We start from the raw sequence: 16962 nt of genomic DNA, 5'->3' as shown, positions 1-16962 counted from the left end.
CAATCAAACAAGCGCCTTATCTGCATTTGATACATGAATATAATATAGATGCTTTTCATATTGGGTTAAGATATCGGCAATTACCTGCTCTTCGGTATAGCCCATAATGTCATATTGCTGACCGCCATGTTCTAAAAACACTTCGGCACGATAATAATGCTCATCTTGCTCATCTATGTTTTTCTCATTGCCACCATCATCTTCAGCGTAGCTTGGCAAAGCAAAAGCACGAATATGTATACTATAAACAAAATCAGTATCATCTGATTTTGGAATCAATAAACGCACTTTACCCTCATCCATTACAATTTGAACTTCTAATTCTTTTCTAATACGTGTCCCAACTTTTTCAATTGCAGGTTGTGCCACTTGCTTCAAGAATGTCAGTGCTTGCTCGCGATTAGGTAACATCAAAAGACCATCTAAGCGTTGCTGCCAACTTGCATTTGCCGATGTGTACTGTACTGCTGTTGAGTGTGTTTGAATACTTGATAGACGCAAATAGTCTTCACGCAATGCTTTAACTAACGCAATACACATGAAAAACAACACAATTAGAAATGGAAACGCACTGGCAATAGTTGCTGTTTGCAGTGCTGCTAACCCTCCTGAATAAAGCAACGATATTGCCAAAAATCCTTCTAGCAATGACCAAAAGATGCGTTGCCATACAATTGATTTTTTAGCATTTGCCGTAGCAATAATATCAATCACCAGTGAGCCTGAGTCTGCTGAAGTCACAAAAAATGTTACCAATAAAATCAAGGCTAGTATTGAGGTAACGGAAGATAGTGGGAAGTGCTGCAAGAATTCAAACAATGCCACCGGAATATTATGCTGAACCGCCTGCACTAAAGCCATTGATTGGTCATGCAATACCAAGTTAATCGCTGAATTGCCAAAAACACTTAGCCAAAGAAAGGTAAAACCAGTTGGAATAAATAACACACCAACCAAGAATTCACGAATAGTACGCCCTTTTGATACTTTGGCGATAAACATCCCAACAAATGGTGACCATGCAATCCACCATCCCCAATAAAACAATGTCCAGCCACTTAACCAGCCTTGCTTATTCTCATAAGCATAAAGATTAAAAGTCTTATTAACTATACTACTTAGATAACTTCCTGTGTTTTGTACAAATGCTTGTAATAAAGAGGTAAAACCTCCCAAGAACAATACAAACAGTAATAAGAGCACAGCCACGATAATATTAAAGTTACTTAATAGCTTAATCCCTTTTTCTAATCCTAGTGCCACTGACGTCGTTGCAATGAGTGTGATGATAATAATCAAAATGGTCTGCACAGGAACATTGACGGGGATATTAAATAAGAAATGCAACCCTGCATTAACCTGTGTCGCCCCCAACCCCAAAGAGGTTGCAATACCAAACATCGTACCTAAAATTGCAAACACATCAACAACATGCCCTATCACGCCATAAATTCTCTTACCAATAAGTGGGTAGAGTACCGAACGTGGCAGTAATGGTAGCTTATGCCGATATGAAAAATATGCCAAAGCCAAGCCAACAATTGCATACACAGACCACGCCTGTAGCCCTCAATGAAAGAAGGTCACATTCATCGCATCCTTTGCTGCAAGAATACTATTACTTGTACTAACATCTGGTGGTGAGAGGTAATGTTGTAATGGTTCAGCAACACTAAAGAACATCAAGCCAATTCCCATCCCAGCTGCAAACAACATCGCAAACCAAGAAATATTGCTATGTTCAGGCAAGCTATGATCTGGACCTAGCTTGATATCCCCCAGGCGACTAACCATCAAGAAAATACATAAACAAACAAAGATTGCCATACCTAAAATATAAAGCCAACCAGTTTGTAATGTTAGCCAACTTTGGATATTTGCAAAAAATAATTTAGCGTGCTCTGGCCATAGCACACCAATCAATGCAAACAACACAATCAAAATTATCGATGGGTAAAATACGGGTGCATAGGCGCCTTTTTGCCTACTCATAAACTCCTCCTCTATTATTAATCCTTTTTTACCCTAACACATTTGACCCAAGCTTTCAAAAAAGTGTCAAAAATCAACAAATAACATCTTTAAACATCAATTTAACACCAATATATAAGTGCAATGAAGGCGGTGTTTTGGTTATTTTTTAGTCTCACATCTGCTCAGAACATGGTTCAAAACCCACAAAGGTCCGATAAGCAAGAACTGTAGATCCTTGAAAAAGGAAGGTTTTTTACCCTCAAGTTTGTGTCCAATAAATTGAAAAACCCAGCTAATGATGAAGATAATCAAACTCACCCAGAAAAGTTGTGGTATTTGATATAGAATAACAACCATAATCAAGGTAATCACCAACATGTACAGACTAAGCTTTAATGATAATCTCGCATAGAAAATTAAACTAACTACGACTAAAAGCCACATAAACCAAGGGGAAATACTTAATAAAACACCCATTAAGCTAAACATAATAAGTGGCACAAAAATATAATGAATCGTCTTATTGGTTTTATTTTGATGGCTTTGGGCGTATTCATCAAGCCATTGATCCAGTGTTTTCATTATCAGGTTCCTATAGATAATCATAAGTATCTATATTTTAACGTAAGTTACACCTTGTAAAAAGCTATATCATATACCCATCATATCACGACATTTGATTATAAGGTCATGATAATCAAATTTTATCATAAGCATGATAAATCAGAAAAATAACCGCCGCACCAAGCACAAATGGCCCAATAATAATCGTTGGTAACAATAAACTCTTTAGTAACTTCATAGCTTCTCCCTTTTTATTCTTTTTTAAAGTTTTCATCAATCAATAAAGCGTCGCTAGGATAACGTTAATTTGCTATAAAATTAATGCTCGTATTGCACATACAGTATGTTTACGTATTCAAATATTGACTATTAATATGCTGATTTTATAGCCTTTTATCAAATTTCAACTATAGTTATCGTTATACAAAGTTACAACATAAATATAAAAATTATCAAATGGATATTGGTGATGAGACAAGCAAAAATATGGTTAAACAATAAATTCAACATCAAAAACTCCAGGTCATCCTACTGGCACCGTATTCATGTGACTTTAATTAGCTTAATGCTCGTTATTATTGGCAATTCCATATTTGGTATTTTGCATTTTGCAACTGAAAAAGAAATCTATGGTGGCGTATATAGCTACTGTGCGGTACTTTCTTATTTCATACCGCTTATCTTATTGAAATACCGTCATTACTATCTAGCAAAATTCACCCTTGGCGCTCTATTTATTATTAATACCTTTGTTTTTACTTACTTTTTGTATCAACCGGAGCTGTTAAATTACCTTTTCTTTATGGCTGTGCCTCCTTTTAGCAACATGATCTTTGAAGTTAATGAACACAAAACCAAATGGTTTCTATCCCTCACCTCAGCTGCTTTGATGATTTTTTGTGTGACATACCCTAACTATCACTATTTGATTGAGCTACCTTTGAGTGATCAAAAGACAACAAACGTGTTTATTCTTATGACCATCACCATTGTGATTGCGACAACGATATCGGTTATCTTATCTGATCTGGAATATAGCGAGAAACAGCTCGAAATCCTAGCTACTACTGATAAGTTAACAAACCTCCTTAATCGCAGTGCCTTTCATGATAGCGTCAATGATTTTAAACAATTTACGCACGATGGAACACCTTATAGTGTAATGTTTATCGATATTGATAAGTTTAAAAAGATCAATGACAAGCACGGACATGCTATGGGCGACAAAATCATCCAGAATGTAGCACATATTTTAAAGCAACACACACGAAAAGATGATATTGTGTCACGCTTTGGTGGTGATGAATATGTGATCCTTTTACCAAATACTACGATGCCACAAGCGCAAGAAATCGGTCAACGGCTTAATGCAAAAGTACGTCAAGACATCCCCAAAGTCGGCTTAATTCAAGTCACGATAAGTATTGGTGTTGCTAGCAACCTGTATCACACATTGGAATCCAATAACTTTGAAACCACCTTAAATAAAGCCGATGAGGCGCTTTACCAAGTGAAAGCGGCAGGACGCAATGGTGTTGTTTGTTTGCAGGTGTAAGCATATTACGGTTGAATCGTTAACACCTTATCTTCTTTTTTGCCCAGATTCACACTATGCAATTTTTGCTCCAAAAGGTCGATATGCTTTAATACCTCTGCTGAGCGCTTATCTCTTAGGCGTGGGATATTTAGTGTATGTTCATAAGCAATTTTTCCAGGATGACTATCAAAGATAATAACGCGATCTGCCATCATCACCGCTTCTTCGACACTATGAGTGACTAGCACCATTGACTTCGTTGGAATTTGCTTATTAAGCCACAGGTTTAATATATCGCGACGTAAGGTATTTGCCGTAGTAATATCAAGGGATGAAAACGGCTCATCTAAGAATAAAATCTCAGGCTCAACCATAAGCGCTCGCGCGAAACCAACACGTTGTTTCATACCCCCAGATAGCTCATTGACATATGCTTTTTCAAAACCTTGCAATGAGATTTTTTGAATAAGCTCATGCGCTTTGGGCTCACTTATTTTACGTGAAATACCCAATGCATCACTGCCAAATAGAATATTGTCAACCACGTTCAACCATGGCAGCAATGCAAAGTTTTGAAATACCATACTCATATTATCAAGTGGCTTAGTCACTGGCTTGTCTTTGTAAAGCACAGAACCATAACTTGGATGCAAGAGTCCTGCAGCAATGCGCAAGAAGCTTGATTTACCAGCACCTGACTTACCTAAGATGGCAACAATTTCATTTTCATGTAATGTGAAGTTAATACGATCCAACACTTTCAGTGAATGCTTTTTGTCTTTCTCAAAATAAAGTTCGATGTTTTGGCATTCGATAAGTACATTGTTTTTCATTTTCAAATCCTCTTTTCACGCTTCTTCACCAAGATCATCACCCGTTCTGTCATTTGCGTTTTGATGATAAGGTTGGCAAAGAAGCGATGGTCAACCTATGTTATATTTTTTTAAGTTTTAAATTATGGCTATGACCATATTCCTGCCCACTTTGATTGTGTAAGCGTTGGCTGAGCGTAAGTCGAAGCCTTTATGACCAAAGCTACCCACTTCGACTGATGCTCAATGCACCGCTTCGACTTACGCTCAGGGTACGGGTGAGCATTTAGCCTTAGCCTTAGCCTAGATTTTATATTTTGTTTCCGCAAGCTTATACAAAGGCTTCCAGATAAAGATCACACACAGTGCGACAAGCACACACATCGCACTGACCGCTAATGCCGCTTCTGCTACTTGATTGTTACTGGTTGTTTGCGACACCAACTCACCAATGCCACTAATTGAAATTGTTTTACCACCCCAAGTGATCAGCTCAGCAGCAATCGCTGAGTTCCACGCGCCACCTGCGGCACTGATAATCCCGCAAACGATGTAAGGGAAGACCGCAGGAATCGCAAACTTAAACCACCATTTAGTTCCCTTCAAATGGAAACTGCGTGACATCTCAATTAAATCCGATGGCAAAGCTGAGGCACCAGCAATCACATTAAACAACACATACCAAGAAGTGCCTGTCATAATTAGCGGAATTGCCCAGATACTTAAACTACCACCACCAAACATCAATAAAATTGCCACGATTGGGAAGAAGATCGGTTGAGGAATAGCTGCCATTACCTGAATAATTGGCTGCAACATTTTGGTACGCTTCGGTGAGATACCAATCCAAATACCAAGAGGTGTACAAATCACGATACTTAACCCCATGGCAATTGCGACACGATACGTCGTCTCCCACATCAGTGGTAACAGGTAAGTCATATCGCCATTAGGGAAAAACTTCCATAATGAAACACCTGCCCAAATAGCTAAGCTAACAATACACAGATACCAAATCGCTGTTGATAAGTGTCGAACTGCGGGCGTGAGTGACAATTGCGGCAACGATAGTTGTTTAGCAATAACTGTTGGTGAATTAATGAAGTAAAAACTTACTGTTTTAATGCCTTTAGCAATCGCGTTAAAACACGTTGATTTAGTACACAGATCATGCATCCATGAGCTATGCGCACCACCAACATTTATCTGTTCATACTTAAACTTCTTTGACCACTTCACCAATGGACGAAATACCAACTGATCAAAAGCAACTATCGTTAGAATAATCGCAATCAATGCATATACGATTGCTAACGCGTTGGCGTGATCAAGTGCAGTACTTATATACGCACCAACGCCTGGCAACATCACATCTTTATCACCCACAGGTATCGCCTCAGTTGCAACAAGAGCAAACCATGCAGCAGATTGTGACACCATCACATTCCACAAAAGCCCAGGTATTGAATAAGGCATCTCAATCTTCCAAAAACGCTGCCAAGCATTTAACTTATAAACATGTGATGCATCAATTACTTCATCCGGCACAATGCGAATCGTCTGATAAACAACTAATGCCATATTCCATGCTTGTGATGTGAACACGCCGAAAATCGCTGCAGCCTCAAGTCCCATCACTGAGCGCGGAAATAAAAACAAAAAGAATGCCGTAGTAAAGGTTAAGAAACCCAGCAAAGGCACTGATTCCATAAAGTTAATAATCGGTAACAAAATGCGTGCAACGTGCTTGTTCTTAGCGCATGCATAACCGGCAATTAAGGCAAAAGCAAACGACCACACCATCCCAATGAGTAAGCGCATCACCGTACGCAATGTATAGTAAGGCAAATGACTTGGATCTAGTGATATTGCCGCCACAGATGATTCATTGATAAAGCTTTGATGCATGCCAATCCACGCATAATACATCAGCCCAATGGCTGCAATAACCAACATGATAAAAACAACATCATGCAGAGAGTAGTTTGTTTTTCTGTCGTTATTTTTTAATGTTATTGTATTCATAAATTATATTTCTTTTATTTTTAATATTTCAAAATTAAAGTTAAGACAGCACTGGAAAGACCGATAAAGGCATAAACAATGCTGTTTTTATTGCTAAATATTTCAATAATAACTCAGCGACAATTAGCCTAAATACACTACATAACTTATATGGAGCGTATTATTCTAATTCTTCGAGTTACTTTGGCTATTGCATCGTTGGAGTGACAACTATTTGATAAATACTTTCTATTTGGCATTTATCAAAACTAACGAAAAACAAAACTAATTTACAATTACCCCTCACCCGTACAGCTTACGATATACGACCTCTCCCGCAAGGGGCGAGGTAACAAATAGCACAGCTCATTTTGCGGTAGATGTCAGAAACTATAAACGCAGTTAATCAAATATAAAAGTATTAATGAAACAGCTATAGAAATAATCTATTTATCTCCAACTGCAAAAAATCAACAACTGGGTGGTTTAAGTGAGTGAAAAGTTATCATGTTTAGCTCCTTAATGTCATGTTGGGGAGGGTCACATGTGCCCACATATTGGGGTACACTATTTGGTTCTGTCGCGCATTATTTACTTAAGCAGGATAAAGGTCAAGTATTTTTTTAATTTTTATAATAATTATTCAAAAACAATACATTTTTAGTCGCAAAAAGGTGTGATAATCATGATCTTCGCTGTTTTGCCATTAACTTATAGCTCAAATGCGCTTTGATAGTTTTCCATTCCGAATCGATAATACTGTAAACACACGTATCACGCAGTGTGCCATTATGCATTTTGCGATGATTACGCAAAATACCATCTAGTTTGGCGCCAATTGACTCTATAGCACGTCGCGATGCAGAATTTAGATGATGCGTCCTAAATTCAACAGCAACACACTTAAAAACCTCAAACGCATGCTCCAAAAGAAGCAGCTTACACGCGACATTAATTGCCGTACCTTGCACAGATTTGGCATACCATGTACTACCAATTTCTAAGCGATTTTGCTCGTGATCGATGTTCATATAACTGGTCACCCCCAGAATTTTACCACTTTGCTGACAAATGACCGTATAGGGCAGCATACTGCCTTGTTGATATAGGTTTAATCTGCGCTCAATATCTTTCTTCATATCTTGAGGCGTAGGTACGATTGTAAACCACAGCTCCCATAAATTGCCATCTTGAGTCGCCTGCTCTAAACCTTCTAAGTGTGAAAGAGACAATGGTTCCAAACGCACTAAATTATTCGCTAATATTGTGATCTCTCTCATTTTTTTACTCACTTTGTATTGTTGTAAATATAACTTACTGGAGTTACGCCCTATAACTCGTACGCCACATTGATGAGGTTTTATCTGTTAAAGCAGCCACTTGCGCTTTAGGTAACGTATTAAAAAATGTCAAACCAGTACGCTGTTCCACATCCTTGATCGATACACGATATTTCGCGACATCTTTTTTATTAACGCGGGCATTAGGCATAATAAAGGCAATTGCCTTATCCTGCTTTGGCGCGTAGACTACTTTGAAGAAATACTCTGGCACCCAGATTTTATTCTTACCAATTGTTTTATGTGTTTTGCTGTTTTTAAATACAGGCCCTGTGTAGACATAGACTTCCTTGTACATTTGTGCCCAAAAACGCACATCAGATTCAAGCTTTGCCCAGCCTTGACGATTAAGCCCACCTTTCTGTGGTGACATATTCGATAAATAAAAAGACTGCTTAGCACTTGTCTTATTAAAATCCATTGCCGCATAGGGTGCTAAATGCCCACGATCATAACCACTTCTTTTATAATCTGATAATTCAGCACGATACTTGGCCGGTACTTCTGGATCAGGTTTAAATTCATCATGACGTTTTAGTTTACTTGAAACAGACTGAGCCGTTAAACGATAGGCAACCCAGCTAGGCTGCTTCGTTTCATAGTTATAGGCAGAGATATAACCTTCACGACAAAGATATAAATTAACCTTGCCACCAGGGTTGCCATATTTTAAAAAGTCATTGCAATAATTTGCTGCTAACGGTATTGCTTTAGTAGCACTTCCGCTTGCCGTTGGCATATGAGCACTCGCGGCAAATGAACTTGTAATTAATGAAGTAGCGAATAAGATCGCTGCAGTATATTTAATAAACTTGTTTAACATATTTTATCTTTATTATGTGCGGGAGTGTAAGCGTACCGCGAAATGAGTCACATTGTAAAATATTTTTTGATGAATATACAATCAAGCTACTTTTTGACTAACCATGCTGTTTGATTGATAATAGCCTAAACTTACTTGTTCATATCAATACATATGTTGTTTAACCAAATAAACTACCTATGGCGCCTGATTGCCACGGGGTTTTGTTTTTTATTATTCTCTTTAGGGGGGTTACTATTAGGGTATATTGTTATTCCTATGGCAGTAATCATTGCTAAAATAACTCGTTCAAAACAGAATAAAAAACATATTGCGCAATATTGTATTTATTTAACATTTCGTTTCTTTACCGCGACGATGTCTGGTTTAGGTCTTATTCGCTTTCATTTTATTGGTTTTGACAAATTAAAAAAAGACAAAGGCACATTAATCATCGCCAATCACCCCACCTTAATTGACTATGTCTCAATCGTCTCTAAGCTACCCTTTTGTGACAACATCGTTAAAGCGCAATTATGGCAAAATCGATTTATACGACGCGTCATCTCCACTGCAGGTTATATTCCCAATATCGATCCTGAGCAAACGTTTAGCGATATCAAAGCAACATTGAACTCAGGTAATAACTTATTAATGTTTCCTGAAGGTACACGTTCTATTCCCCATATGCCAATCCAACTAAAAAGAGGGGCGGCACAGATTGCCATTCGTGCGGGAGTACCAATTCGCATTATTCATTTAAGCTGTATCCCCAGTACACTGGCAAAAAATGATAAATGGTATAAAATACCCGCGACAAAACCTATCTTTACGTTAACGGTTAAGGATCTTATTGATACTCAAGCGATTTTAAATGAGTGCAATCAACTTCCTTCGGTTGCCGCAAGACGATTAACAAAGATATTACAACAACAATTACAAGGTCATATTGATTAATGAACAACACCCTACTTGAACTAGAATTAAAAGAGCTGATTATTGATGTGCTTAATTTAGAAGATATTACTACTGAAGATATTGCCAGTGATATGCAATTATTTGGTGACGAACTTGGACTAGACTCCATCGACGCATTGGAGCTTGGCGTTGCCTTGAAGAAAAAATATAATATTGAGCTCAATGAAGACACTGATGATGTCAAAAAGCACTTTGAATCAGTTAAAACATTAGCGCAGTTTATTGCAACACAAAAGACGCAAAATAATAAGGGGTAAAAAATGAGTACATCAAAAGCGCAAATTCTCCAAGAACTTCAAGGAATATTTGCTGAGCTTTTTGAGCTTGATCCACAAGATGTAACACTTGAAGCGCGTTTATATGAAGATCTTGACTTAGATAGCATTGATGCGGTAGATCTTATTGTTTATTTACAAAGTAAAACTGACAAACAGTTTAAACCTGAAGAATTTAAATCAGTAAAAACTGTCAATGATATCGTCACAATCATTGACCAAGAAATTAACAACCAATAATGTCCTTACGTAGCTTAACCACCCTTATCATCGCTATTGCTATTTTACTTTACCCCTTTGTTATTTTTTTTGGCATACAGTTTTTATCCGTACAAGGCTTAAGTTTAATTATCCTTTGCCTTTTTGGCTTACGAGCGATTTTCAGTCACAAAAAAAATCATAGCATCATGCCTAAATATGCGTTATTTACCCTCTCAGGCATTGGTATTGCTATCAGTTTGTTAGGAATGCTGTCACTCAATATTATCTTCATTAAACTTTATCCTGTTGCCATGAATCTTGCTTTTTTAAGCATTTTTATTGCTTCATTATTTGCAAAAGAGAATATTATTTATCAATTCGCCAAAAAAACATCACGTCAGCCACTACCGCACTTTGTCAGTACATACACGCGTAAAGTAACCATTGCGTGGTGTGTTTTCTTTATGTTAAATGCTTTAGTTTCTTGCTATAGCGCTTTGTTTAGTTCATTGCATATTTGGACAATTTATAATGGGTTAATTTCTTATATATTGATTGGTGCGTTTTTTGTTTGTGAGTTTGTTGTGCGCATTTTTGTTAAAAGAAAAAATAGCAAATGAAAGATTATTTAGACTCTTTATTTCAACACTTCGATGATGACAAAGTCATTTTTTGCCATGGCAAAAAAAATAACTTACCAGTACTGCTTGGTGAAATTAAACAAATTATATTTTCATTAGCGCATTTTTTAAGTCAACAAAAGACAACTTCAATTATTCTCTATTGTGACAATATTTATCATTTTTATATTGGTTTTTTTAGTGCCTTAATTACCAAAAATTCCATTATCTTACCACCCAATAATACGTGTGGTGTTTTTAAGGATATTACCGATAATGAAGATATTGCGACACTTCATTTTGATGAACAGCGACAATGCTTTTGTTTTAACAAAAAACCAATTGACCTTAATACTAATGACCTATTTGAGAATAAAATAAACGATTTCCTATTCACTGCGGATATTATATTTTTCACTTCAGGCTCTACAGGAAAACCTAAAAAAATCATTAAGAAATTTAAGCACTTAGTCAATGAGGTTAATATCTTAAATAACTTTTTTAATCTTGATAAAAAGCTCATGGTTATTAGCAGTGTCCATCATCAACATCTTTATGGGTTTATTTTTTATTTTCTATGGCCCGCCTTAATAGGGCGCCCTATCTATAGTCAGCGCATTGAATTAAGTGAAGAATTAGCGCAATTAAGTGATATAAGCCACCCATTTATTTTTATCTCAAGTCCCGCTCTGTTATCGCGTTTAACATTTGAAGAGGACCTTTCTAAGATTACTTGTTTCAGTGCAGGGAGCTTATTAAAAAATGAAGTAGCGCTGAGCTTAACTAAGCATTTACAATTAACCATTAATGAAATATTAGGTAGTAGTGAAACAGGTATTATTGCTTGGCGTCAACAACTGAATGATCCACTTTGGCAATGCTTTGATGATGTGCAAATAACACAAAATAAAGATCAGACATTGCGTGTTTATGCTGATTCTTTTCTTGAGCCATTTATTGATACGGATGATATTATTAAGTTAATCAAATCTAACCAATTTATTTTACAAGGTCGCAAAGGACGTATTGTAAAGCTTGAAGACAAACGTCTATCACTTACAGAGCTTGAAGACAAACTTAAAGCACACACTTGGGTTGATGATTGTTACGCACTAAAACTTGAGAAATCACGCGAATATATTGGTGTTTTTATTGTGTTATCACAATCAGGTAAACAGCAAAAAGAGCATATCAATGCCTTAGCATTCAATAATACTTTGCGTCACTTTTTAAGTCATTGGTTTGAGAAAATACTACTACCTAAATCCTTTCGTTATGGTGATGAAATCCCTGTTAATGCACAAAGTAAAATTAATTGTGAGGCAATTTTGCAATTATTTATGTGCTAAGACTAAATATTCACCCATAAGTGCTCACCGCACCCTGAGCGTTAGTCGAAGTGTGGTAAGCTTGGGAAAATCACACTTCATAGAGGCTTCGACTTACGCTCAGCCAACGCTTAAAAATAAAAGTGAACAGTAATATGGTCATAACCTATTTATGCCTTAAAACTTAAGTTTACAAGTTTAGGCCAACGTATTATTATTTGCTAAAAATTAGACAATATCATTTTCTAGCATGACGGACATCAACTATCAATACCACCATATGGGCATCCCAACAACAGAAAAACATCCTGATGAACGTTATAGCTCATCATTTAAAATGTACACCACTAAAGGACACAACCCTTTTCGTATTCAATACCATCGTTTTGAAAAAGGATGTCCTTTGCATCCACTGATTCAAACCAAAACTCATGTCGCTTTTAAAGTGGATAACTTAGCTGAAGCTATTAAAGATCAGAAAGTTATTATGTCAGCATATGAGCCTTTTGCAGGATTTAAAGTTGCAATGATTGAAGTGGAAGGCGCTCCTATTGAGTTGATTGAGACAACATTAAGTGAGCAAGAAATTTGGAATGATGAACATAAAAATTCGGTTATTTATCCTGAAAACAGCAACCCATAACGATGAATGATTATATTTTTGATATATTACACAAAGCTGATATCAACACTTAATCCAAGTACCGCAGCAACACGCTGCAGGGTATTAATGGTTAAGTTTTTACGCTCACCTTTCTCGATACGCCAATAATTTTGGTAAGGTACACCAAGCGCTTTAGCCATTTGTGGTGCACTCATACCTTTTGCTTGTCTGGCTTGCTTTAGCATAATTGGAATTGCGTACTCTATTGATGGTGCAATCATATAAATATCTTTACCTTTTACTTGTTTTGGTAATTCAATTTTATCTTGCTCTATAGCATAACCCACAAGCAAGTCTATTACTTCATGTGCATTTTCAAAGGCTTCCTCAAGCGTATCAGCCTGACTAAAACCGCCTTGATAATTAATAGATTCGATGAGGTAATATTCTCCATCATCGCTATGTTTAGTAATTTTAAATGGATATTTTAACATTTCTTTACCACCTTAAAATTTTAATTTAGTTTGCTTTTCTATTGATTTAAGCAGACCGATTTTCATGTCTTTATTACCATGCACTGGGATGGTTATTGTTACTCCTGATTTAATCAAAATATGGTGAGAACCTTTAACTCTATGTAATTCCCATCCATTTTTAAATAGTGTTTTTAAAACATCTTTTCCAGAAACAGGCATTGTTATCATCAAATTACTATGGCTGTCTAAGAATAACATAAAAATGTTATAAATCAAGGTGCCATAGTTTAAGTTTCTTTTATATATCCATCATTAATCATGCTGAAAACCTTATATTTCCAAGGTGTTTATTATATTGAGAAAAAATTTTCACTTTTTTTATAAAAATACTAACACTTTTAAAATCCTTTACTATACTAGGGATGTGTTAGGTGGGTCGTCATCCTCCCTCCCCTCCTTAGATAACCTTTATGTCGTCAAGCACATAGAGTGACTCACCTACACAACGATGACTTTTACTTACTCTCTTTACTCCTTTTCTATAATCTCTCTAACATTACTTTCAATAGCTGATAAAACTCACTAACTGTATCGATTTTTACTTTTTCATCAGGCGAATGCGCACCTTCAATTGATGGTCCTATTGAAACCATATCCATATGTGGGTATTTATCAACGATAGCACCGCACTCTAAACCGGCATGAATCGCTTTGATATTTGCATCTTTAGAATAAAGTGAAAAGTAGCTCTCTTTGGCAATTTTAAGCACATTAGAGCTCATATCTGGCTTCCAACCAGGGGATAGTTGGGATTTATTAAAAATCGCGTTATTTTGAGCTGCTATGCGTTTAATCGATTGCATAAAACTATTGATCGCTAAATTATTATCACTTCGTGTATAAATAGTAATAACAATATCTTCATCTTTTAATTTAATCGAAGATAAGTTGTTTGAGCTTTCTACCAGATTTGACATCGCAGGGCTCATCGCTAATACACCTGAATGTATACTTGTTAATACATTTAAGAAACGGTGCTTTAAATCGTCATTGAATGCCGTTTTTGTCGTTGTTACTTCTTTGATTATTAATGCAAAATTAGGCTCATTTTTTTGGTAAATCGCAAACCAATTATGATAATAATGAGTTAAAGCTTCTTTTATTTGTGCTACATCTTCAACTTGACAAGAAATAATAGCCTTAGCTTCACGTGGAATGGCATTCGGTAGATTACCAGCTTTGATTTCGTTAATGTTATATGAATGCTTTTGATCTAAATCATCAAGCATCATGCTCATAAACTTTGCCGCATTAATACGCGGCTTATCAATGTCTAAACCTGAATGACCACCTTTAAGACCATTGACAATGATTTCAATACTTTGAAGTGAAGGAGATTGCTCAATGGCTTCATTTTTGAATGTCATTGTTGCTGATTGTGATCCGGCACAACCGACATAGATATCTCCCCAGCTTTCTGTATCTAGATTGATCATCGTATTGGCTGTTAATAAGTCTTTACTCAAATTATTCGCACCAATTAATCCTCTTTCTTCTGAAGCAGTGATTAATATTTCAAGTGCTGGACGTTTAATATCTTTATCCGTTGCAGCTGCCATTGCTGCAGCAATGCCTATACCATTATCAGCACCAAGTGTTGTGCCTTTTGCTTTAAGCCAGCCATCAACAATCTCTAGCTGCAAACTATCATTTAGAAAATCAAATGTTACTTCTTCATTTTTCTCACACACCATATCTTTATGTGCCTGTAAAACAACTGGTTTGTGTGATTCATAGCCTTTGGTTGCCGGCACATAAATTGCGATATTATCAGCCTGATCAATCTTTGTTTTGAAGTTGTTGTTTTTCGCCCATTCTAGTAAGTAAGCTTTGATTTTTTCTTCATGAAAGGTAGGTCTTGGAATTTGAGTTATTTCAATGAAATATTGCCATATAGATTCATTCTTTAATGTTTCTATATTTAATTCGCTAACCATATCAACTGCTGTTGTCATCATATTCCCCTGTATTTTATTTACAATAATAACTACCGCAGTCTATCAGATGAGTTCGTATAAAAAAAGCAGCACAAACAACCTTTCTTAGCGGTTATAGTCTATGCTAAAGATTCAATGTATATAGAGAGAATAATAAGAGGAGATAATTATGAGAAAAACAACATTGTTTCGACTATCTATATCAGGACTTTTAGCTCTTAGCTTAGCAACCTTTATAACAAGTTGCTCTAAAAGTACAGAAAATACAATAACAGCCAAGCCTGATTTTCAAGCTATTAGCAATGTTAGTGATCGTAAACAGGCATTTATTGACTATATGTTGCCGTTTATTCATCAAGTACAAAAAGATGTCTTAAGCCAACGACAGGCATTAGAAACTATGCTTGCAATGCTTAATCAAAACAAAAAGCTTTCTAAAGCGCAGCAAGATCAATTATCTAGATTATGTGAACAATATAAAGTTAATTTTGACGAAAATTCTTTAACTCAAATAGTTAAAGATCTATTGATTAAAGTTAATACTATTCCAACAAGCATGGTACTTGCGCAAGCAGCGCTTGAAACTGGCTGGGGAACTTCTCGCTTTGCCGTTGATGGCAATAATTATTTTGGTCAACATTGTTTTACCAAAGGCTGTGGTATTGTTCCTAAACAACGTAGAGCAGGTGCAATTAATGAAGTTCAAGTTTTTCCATCTCCTAAAGATAGTGTGCAATCTTATTTTAACTTACTGAATATAGGTACTAATTTTCAAGAGTTTCGTGTATTACGTTCACAATTAACCAAAGAGGATAAACCTATAACAGGTAAAGATCTCATTAAAACCTTGGTGCATTATTCTGAACTTGAAGATGGTGAATATGAAAAACGCATTATCTCAACCATGGATTACAATAATTTATATCAATATAACTAATCCAATCGAATGCTGGTTTAGCTTACATCTCGGCACACACATCATTTATTACCGCTGCTTCCTTCCGGACCTGACGGGGTTCATAAACTAGTGTCGCAAGAGAACCAAACCAGCGGTTGCCATTATTCATATTTTCATAAGTCTTTTCAATCATTATTTTGAAATAATTCACAGATCACCTTTTTTATCGTATTGAGTTTGATAAAACATTCACAGTTTGTTTCATGAGAATATTATATCTGTTTATAAATGATTTTATTGAGTCTTCCTTTTTTTTCTTTTTGTCCACTTTCCTTTTCATCTTTCCCTTTTTCTTTTTTTAAATAGATAAATTCTTTTTCTTTGCTTTTTCTGTTATTGGTTTGTGGATATTTGTGGATAAACCATCTCAAACCCTTTAAAACCGCTACTTTTTGTTGTGTATAGTTTTGTGGATAATGATGTGTGTTTGCTGTTTGTTGTCTGTGGGTTATTTATTCTTTTTTCCTGTGTGAATTTTTTCCACAAAAAAAT

Annotated in this window: 16 protein-coding genes, 1 other RNA gene and 1 pseudogene; 8 read left to right on the top strand and 10 right to left on the bottom strand. The window is 36.0% G+C overall.

Annotation, left to right across the window (positions count from 1 at the left end):
* Nucleotides 1-3: 3 nt before the first annotated feature.
* Together ACY10D_RS11295 and ACY10D_RS11290 are read right to left on the bottom strand one after the other, a co-directional pair.
* Nucleotides 4-1992, bottom strand: a pseudogene (locus ACY10D_RS11295) (BCCT family transporter).
* Nucleotides 1993-2133: 141 nt separating this feature from the next.
* A complete protein-coding gene (locus ACY10D_RS11290; protein WP_487000827.1) occupies nucleotides 2134-2556 on the bottom strand; it encodes an Mpo1 family 2-hydroxy fatty acid dioxygenase in 423 nt (140 codons plus the stop codon).
* Nucleotides 2557-3007: 451 nt separating this feature from the next.
* On the opposite strand from ACY10D_RS11290, the gene ACY10D_RS11285 reads away from it, so the two are divergent.
* The gene (locus ACY10D_RS11285) at nucleotides 3008-4093 is read left to right on the top strand and encodes a GGDEF domain-containing protein (RefSeq protein ID WP_487000826.1); all 1086 of its coding nucleotides are present in this window, start codon (nucleotides 3008-3010) and stop codon (nucleotides 4091-4093) included.
* A gap of 5 nt (nucleotides 4094-4098) precedes the next feature.
* Here ACY10D_RS11285 and ACY10D_RS11280 read toward each other — a convergent pair whose 3' ends face one another.
* The 4 genes from ACY10D_RS11280 to ACY10D_RS11265 form a co-directional block, all read right to left on the bottom strand.
* Nucleotides 4099-4908 (bottom strand): ABC transporter ATP-binding protein, encoded by an 810-nt coding sequence (locus ACY10D_RS11280; protein ID WP_487000825.1) that lies wholly within the window; start codon nucleotides 4906-4908, stop codon nucleotides 4099-4101.
* 282 nt (nucleotides 4909-5190) lie between these two features.
* Nucleotides 5191-6843 (bottom strand): ABC transporter permease subunit, encoded by a 1653-nt coding sequence (locus ACY10D_RS11275; protein ID WP_487000838.1) that lies wholly within the window; start codon nucleotides 6841-6843, stop codon nucleotides 5191-5193.
* A 731-nt stretch (nucleotides 6844-7574) separates the two neighbouring features.
* Nucleotides 7575-8171: a GNAT family N-acetyltransferase gene (locus ACY10D_RS11270; protein WP_487000824.1), complete on the bottom strand. Its 597-nt coding sequence runs from the start codon at nucleotides 8169-8171 to the stop codon at nucleotides 7575-7577.
* Nucleotides 8172-8214: 43 nt separating this feature from the next.
* Nucleotides 8215-8970 carry a DNA/RNA non-specific endonuclease gene (locus ACY10D_RS11265; RefSeq protein WP_487000837.1) on the bottom strand — a complete coding sequence of 252 codons (756 nt, stop codon included), beginning with the start codon at nucleotides 8968-8970 and terminating at the stop codon, nucleotides 8215-8217.
* 237 nt (nucleotides 8971-9207) lie between these two features.
* On the opposite strand from ACY10D_RS11265, the gene ACY10D_RS11260 reads away from it, so the two are divergent.
* The 6 genes from ACY10D_RS11260 to ACY10D_RS11235 all read left to right on the top strand — a co-directional run bounded on the left by ACY10D_RS11260 (nucleotide 9208) and on the right by ACY10D_RS11235 (nucleotide 13078).
* Nucleotides 9208-9990 (top strand): lysophospholipid acyltransferase family protein, encoded by a 783-nt coding sequence (locus ACY10D_RS11260; RefSeq protein ID WP_487000823.1) that lies wholly within the window; start codon nucleotides 9208-9210, stop codon nucleotides 9988-9990.
* Nucleotides 9990-10268 (top strand): phosphopantetheine-binding protein, encoded by a 279-nt coding sequence (locus ACY10D_RS11255; RefSeq protein ID WP_283155903.1) that lies wholly within the window; start codon nucleotides 9990-9992, stop codon nucleotides 10266-10268. The genes ACY10D_RS11260 and ACY10D_RS11255 overlap by 1 nt, the downstream gene beginning before the upstream one ends.
* 3 nt (nucleotides 10269-10271) lie before the next feature.
* A complete protein-coding gene (locus tag ACY10D_RS11250) occupies nucleotides 10272-10526 on the top strand; it encodes an acyl carrier protein (protein ID WP_117003938.1) in 255 nt (84 codons plus the stop codon).
* A complete protein-coding gene (locus ACY10D_RS11245; protein ID WP_487000822.1) occupies nucleotides 10526-11107 on the top strand; it encodes a COG4648 family protein in 582 nt (193 codons plus the stop codon). Before ACY10D_RS11250 ends, ACY10D_RS11245 begins: the two co-directional genes overlap by 1 nt.
* Nucleotides 11104-12456: an AMP-binding protein gene (locus ACY10D_RS11240; RefSeq protein ID WP_487000821.1), complete on the top strand. Its 1353-nt coding sequence runs from the start codon at nucleotides 11104-11106 to the stop codon at nucleotides 12454-12456. The genes ACY10D_RS11245 and ACY10D_RS11240 overlap by 4 nt, the downstream gene beginning before the upstream one ends.
* Before the next feature lie 229 nt (nucleotides 12457-12685).
* A complete protein-coding gene (locus ACY10D_RS11235; protein ID WP_487000820.1) occupies nucleotides 12686-13078 on the top strand; it encodes a hypothetical protein in 393 nt (130 codons plus the stop codon).
* 26 nt (nucleotides 13079-13104) lie between these two features.
* Here ACY10D_RS11235 and ACY10D_RS11230 read toward each other — a convergent pair whose 3' ends face one another.
* From ACY10D_RS11230 to pepD, 3 genes are all read right to left on the bottom strand, one after another.
* A complete protein-coding gene (locus ACY10D_RS11230; protein ID WP_487000819.1) occupies nucleotides 13105-13533 on the bottom strand; it encodes a helix-turn-helix domain-containing protein in 429 nt (142 codons plus the stop codon).
* Nucleotides 13534-13545: 12 nt separating this feature from the next.
* Entirely contained in the window at nucleotides 13546-13734 is a 189-nt protein-coding gene (locus tag ACY10D_RS11225) for a type II toxin-antitoxin system HicA family toxin (protein ID WP_487000818.1), read from the bottom strand.
* Between the two features lie 320 nt (nucleotides 13735-14054).
* The gene (pepD, locus tag ACY10D_RS11220; RefSeq protein WP_487000817.1) at nucleotides 14055-15530 is read right to left on the bottom strand and encodes a beta-Ala-His dipeptidase; all 1476 of its coding nucleotides are present in this window, start codon (nucleotides 15528-15530) and stop codon (nucleotides 14055-14057) included.
* Between the two features lie 151 nt (nucleotides 15531-15681).
* On the opposite strand from pepD, the gene ACY10D_RS11215 reads away from it, so the two are divergent.
* Nucleotides 15682-16449 carry a glucosaminidase domain-containing protein gene (locus ACY10D_RS11215; protein WP_487000816.1) on the top strand — a complete coding sequence of 256 codons (768 nt, stop codon included), beginning with the start codon at nucleotides 15682-15684 and terminating at the stop codon, nucleotides 16447-16449.
* Between the two features lie 12 nt (nucleotides 16450-16461).
* On the opposite strand, the gene ffs is transcribed toward ACY10D_RS11215, so the two are convergent.
* An RNA gene (gene ffs / locus ACY10D_RS11210) (signal recognition particle sRNA small type) lies at nucleotides 16462-16559 on the bottom strand.
* Between the last annotated feature and the right edge of the window lie 403 nt (nucleotides 16560-16962).

It is taken from the genome of Cysteiniphilum sp., assembly GCF_057495195.1.
Note: the sequence above shows the minus strand (reverse complement) of the source record. Positions and strands in the feature narration are given on the sequence as shown.

What these genes read in the sequence shown, in the direction of transcription:
- ACY10D_RS11270 (WP_487000824.1), bottom strand. Translation starts at nt 8,171, where the DNA reads ATGAGAGAGATCACAATATTAGCGAATAATTTAGTGCGTTTGGAACCA.
- ACY10D_RS11280 (WP_487000825.1), bottom strand. Translation starts at nt 4,908, where the DNA reads ATGAAAAACAATGTACTTATCGAATGCCAAAACATCGAACTTTATTTT.
- ACY10D_RS11285 (WP_487000826.1), top strand. Translation starts at nt 3,008, where the DNA reads ATGAGACAAGCAAAAATATGGTTAAACAATAAATTCAACATCAAAAAC.
- ACY10D_RS11215 (WP_487000816.1), top strand. Translation starts at nt 15,682, where the DNA reads ATGAGAAAAACAACATTGTTTCGACTATCTATATCAGGACTTTTAGCT.
- ACY10D_RS11260 (WP_487000823.1), top strand. Translation starts at nt 9,208, where the DNA reads ATGTTGTTTAACCAAATAAACTACCTATGGCGCCTGATTGCCACGGGG.
- ACY10D_RS11225 (WP_487000818.1), bottom strand. Translation starts at nt 13,734, where the DNA reads ATGCCTGTTTCTGGAAAAGATGTTTTAAAAACACTATTTAAAAATGGA.
- ACY10D_RS11240 (WP_487000821.1), top strand. Translation starts at nt 11,104, where the DNA reads ATGAAAGATTATTTAGACTCTTTATTTCAACACTTCGATGATGACAAA.
- ACY10D_RS11235 (WP_487000820.1), top strand. Translation starts at nt 12,686, where the DNA reads ATGACGGACATCAACTATCAATACCACCATATGGGCATCCCAACAACA.
- ACY10D_RS11250 (WP_117003938.1), top strand. Translation starts at nt 10,272, where the DNA reads ATGAGTACATCAAAAGCGCAAATTCTCCAAGAACTTCAAGGAATATTT.
- pepD (WP_487000817.1), bottom strand. Translation starts at nt 15,530, where the DNA reads ATGACAACAGCAGTTGATATGGTTAGCGAATTAAATATAGAAACATTA.
- ACY10D_RS11275 (WP_487000838.1), bottom strand. Translation starts at nt 6,843, where the DNA reads ATGTTGGTTATTGCAGCCATTGGGCTGATGTATTATGCGTGGATTGGC.
- ACY10D_RS11265 (WP_487000837.1), bottom strand. Translation starts at nt 8,970, where the DNA reads ATGCCAACGGCAAGCGGAAGTGCTACTAAAGCAATACCGTTAGCAGCA.
- ACY10D_RS11245 (WP_487000822.1), top strand. Translation starts at nt 10,526, where the DNA reads ATGTCCTTACGTAGCTTAACCACCCTTATCATCGCTATTGCTATTTTA.
- ACY10D_RS11290 (WP_487000827.1), bottom strand. Translation starts at nt 2,556, where the DNA reads ATGAAAACACTGGATCAATGGCTTGATGAATACGCCCAAAGCCATCAA.
- ACY10D_RS11230 (WP_487000819.1), bottom strand. Translation starts at nt 13,533, where the DNA reads ATGTTAAAATATCCATTTAAAATTACTAAACATAGCGATGATGGAGAA.
- ACY10D_RS11255 (WP_283155903.1), top strand. Translation starts at nt 9,990, where the DNA reads ATGAACAACACCCTACTTGAACTAGAATTAAAAGAGCTGATTATTGAT.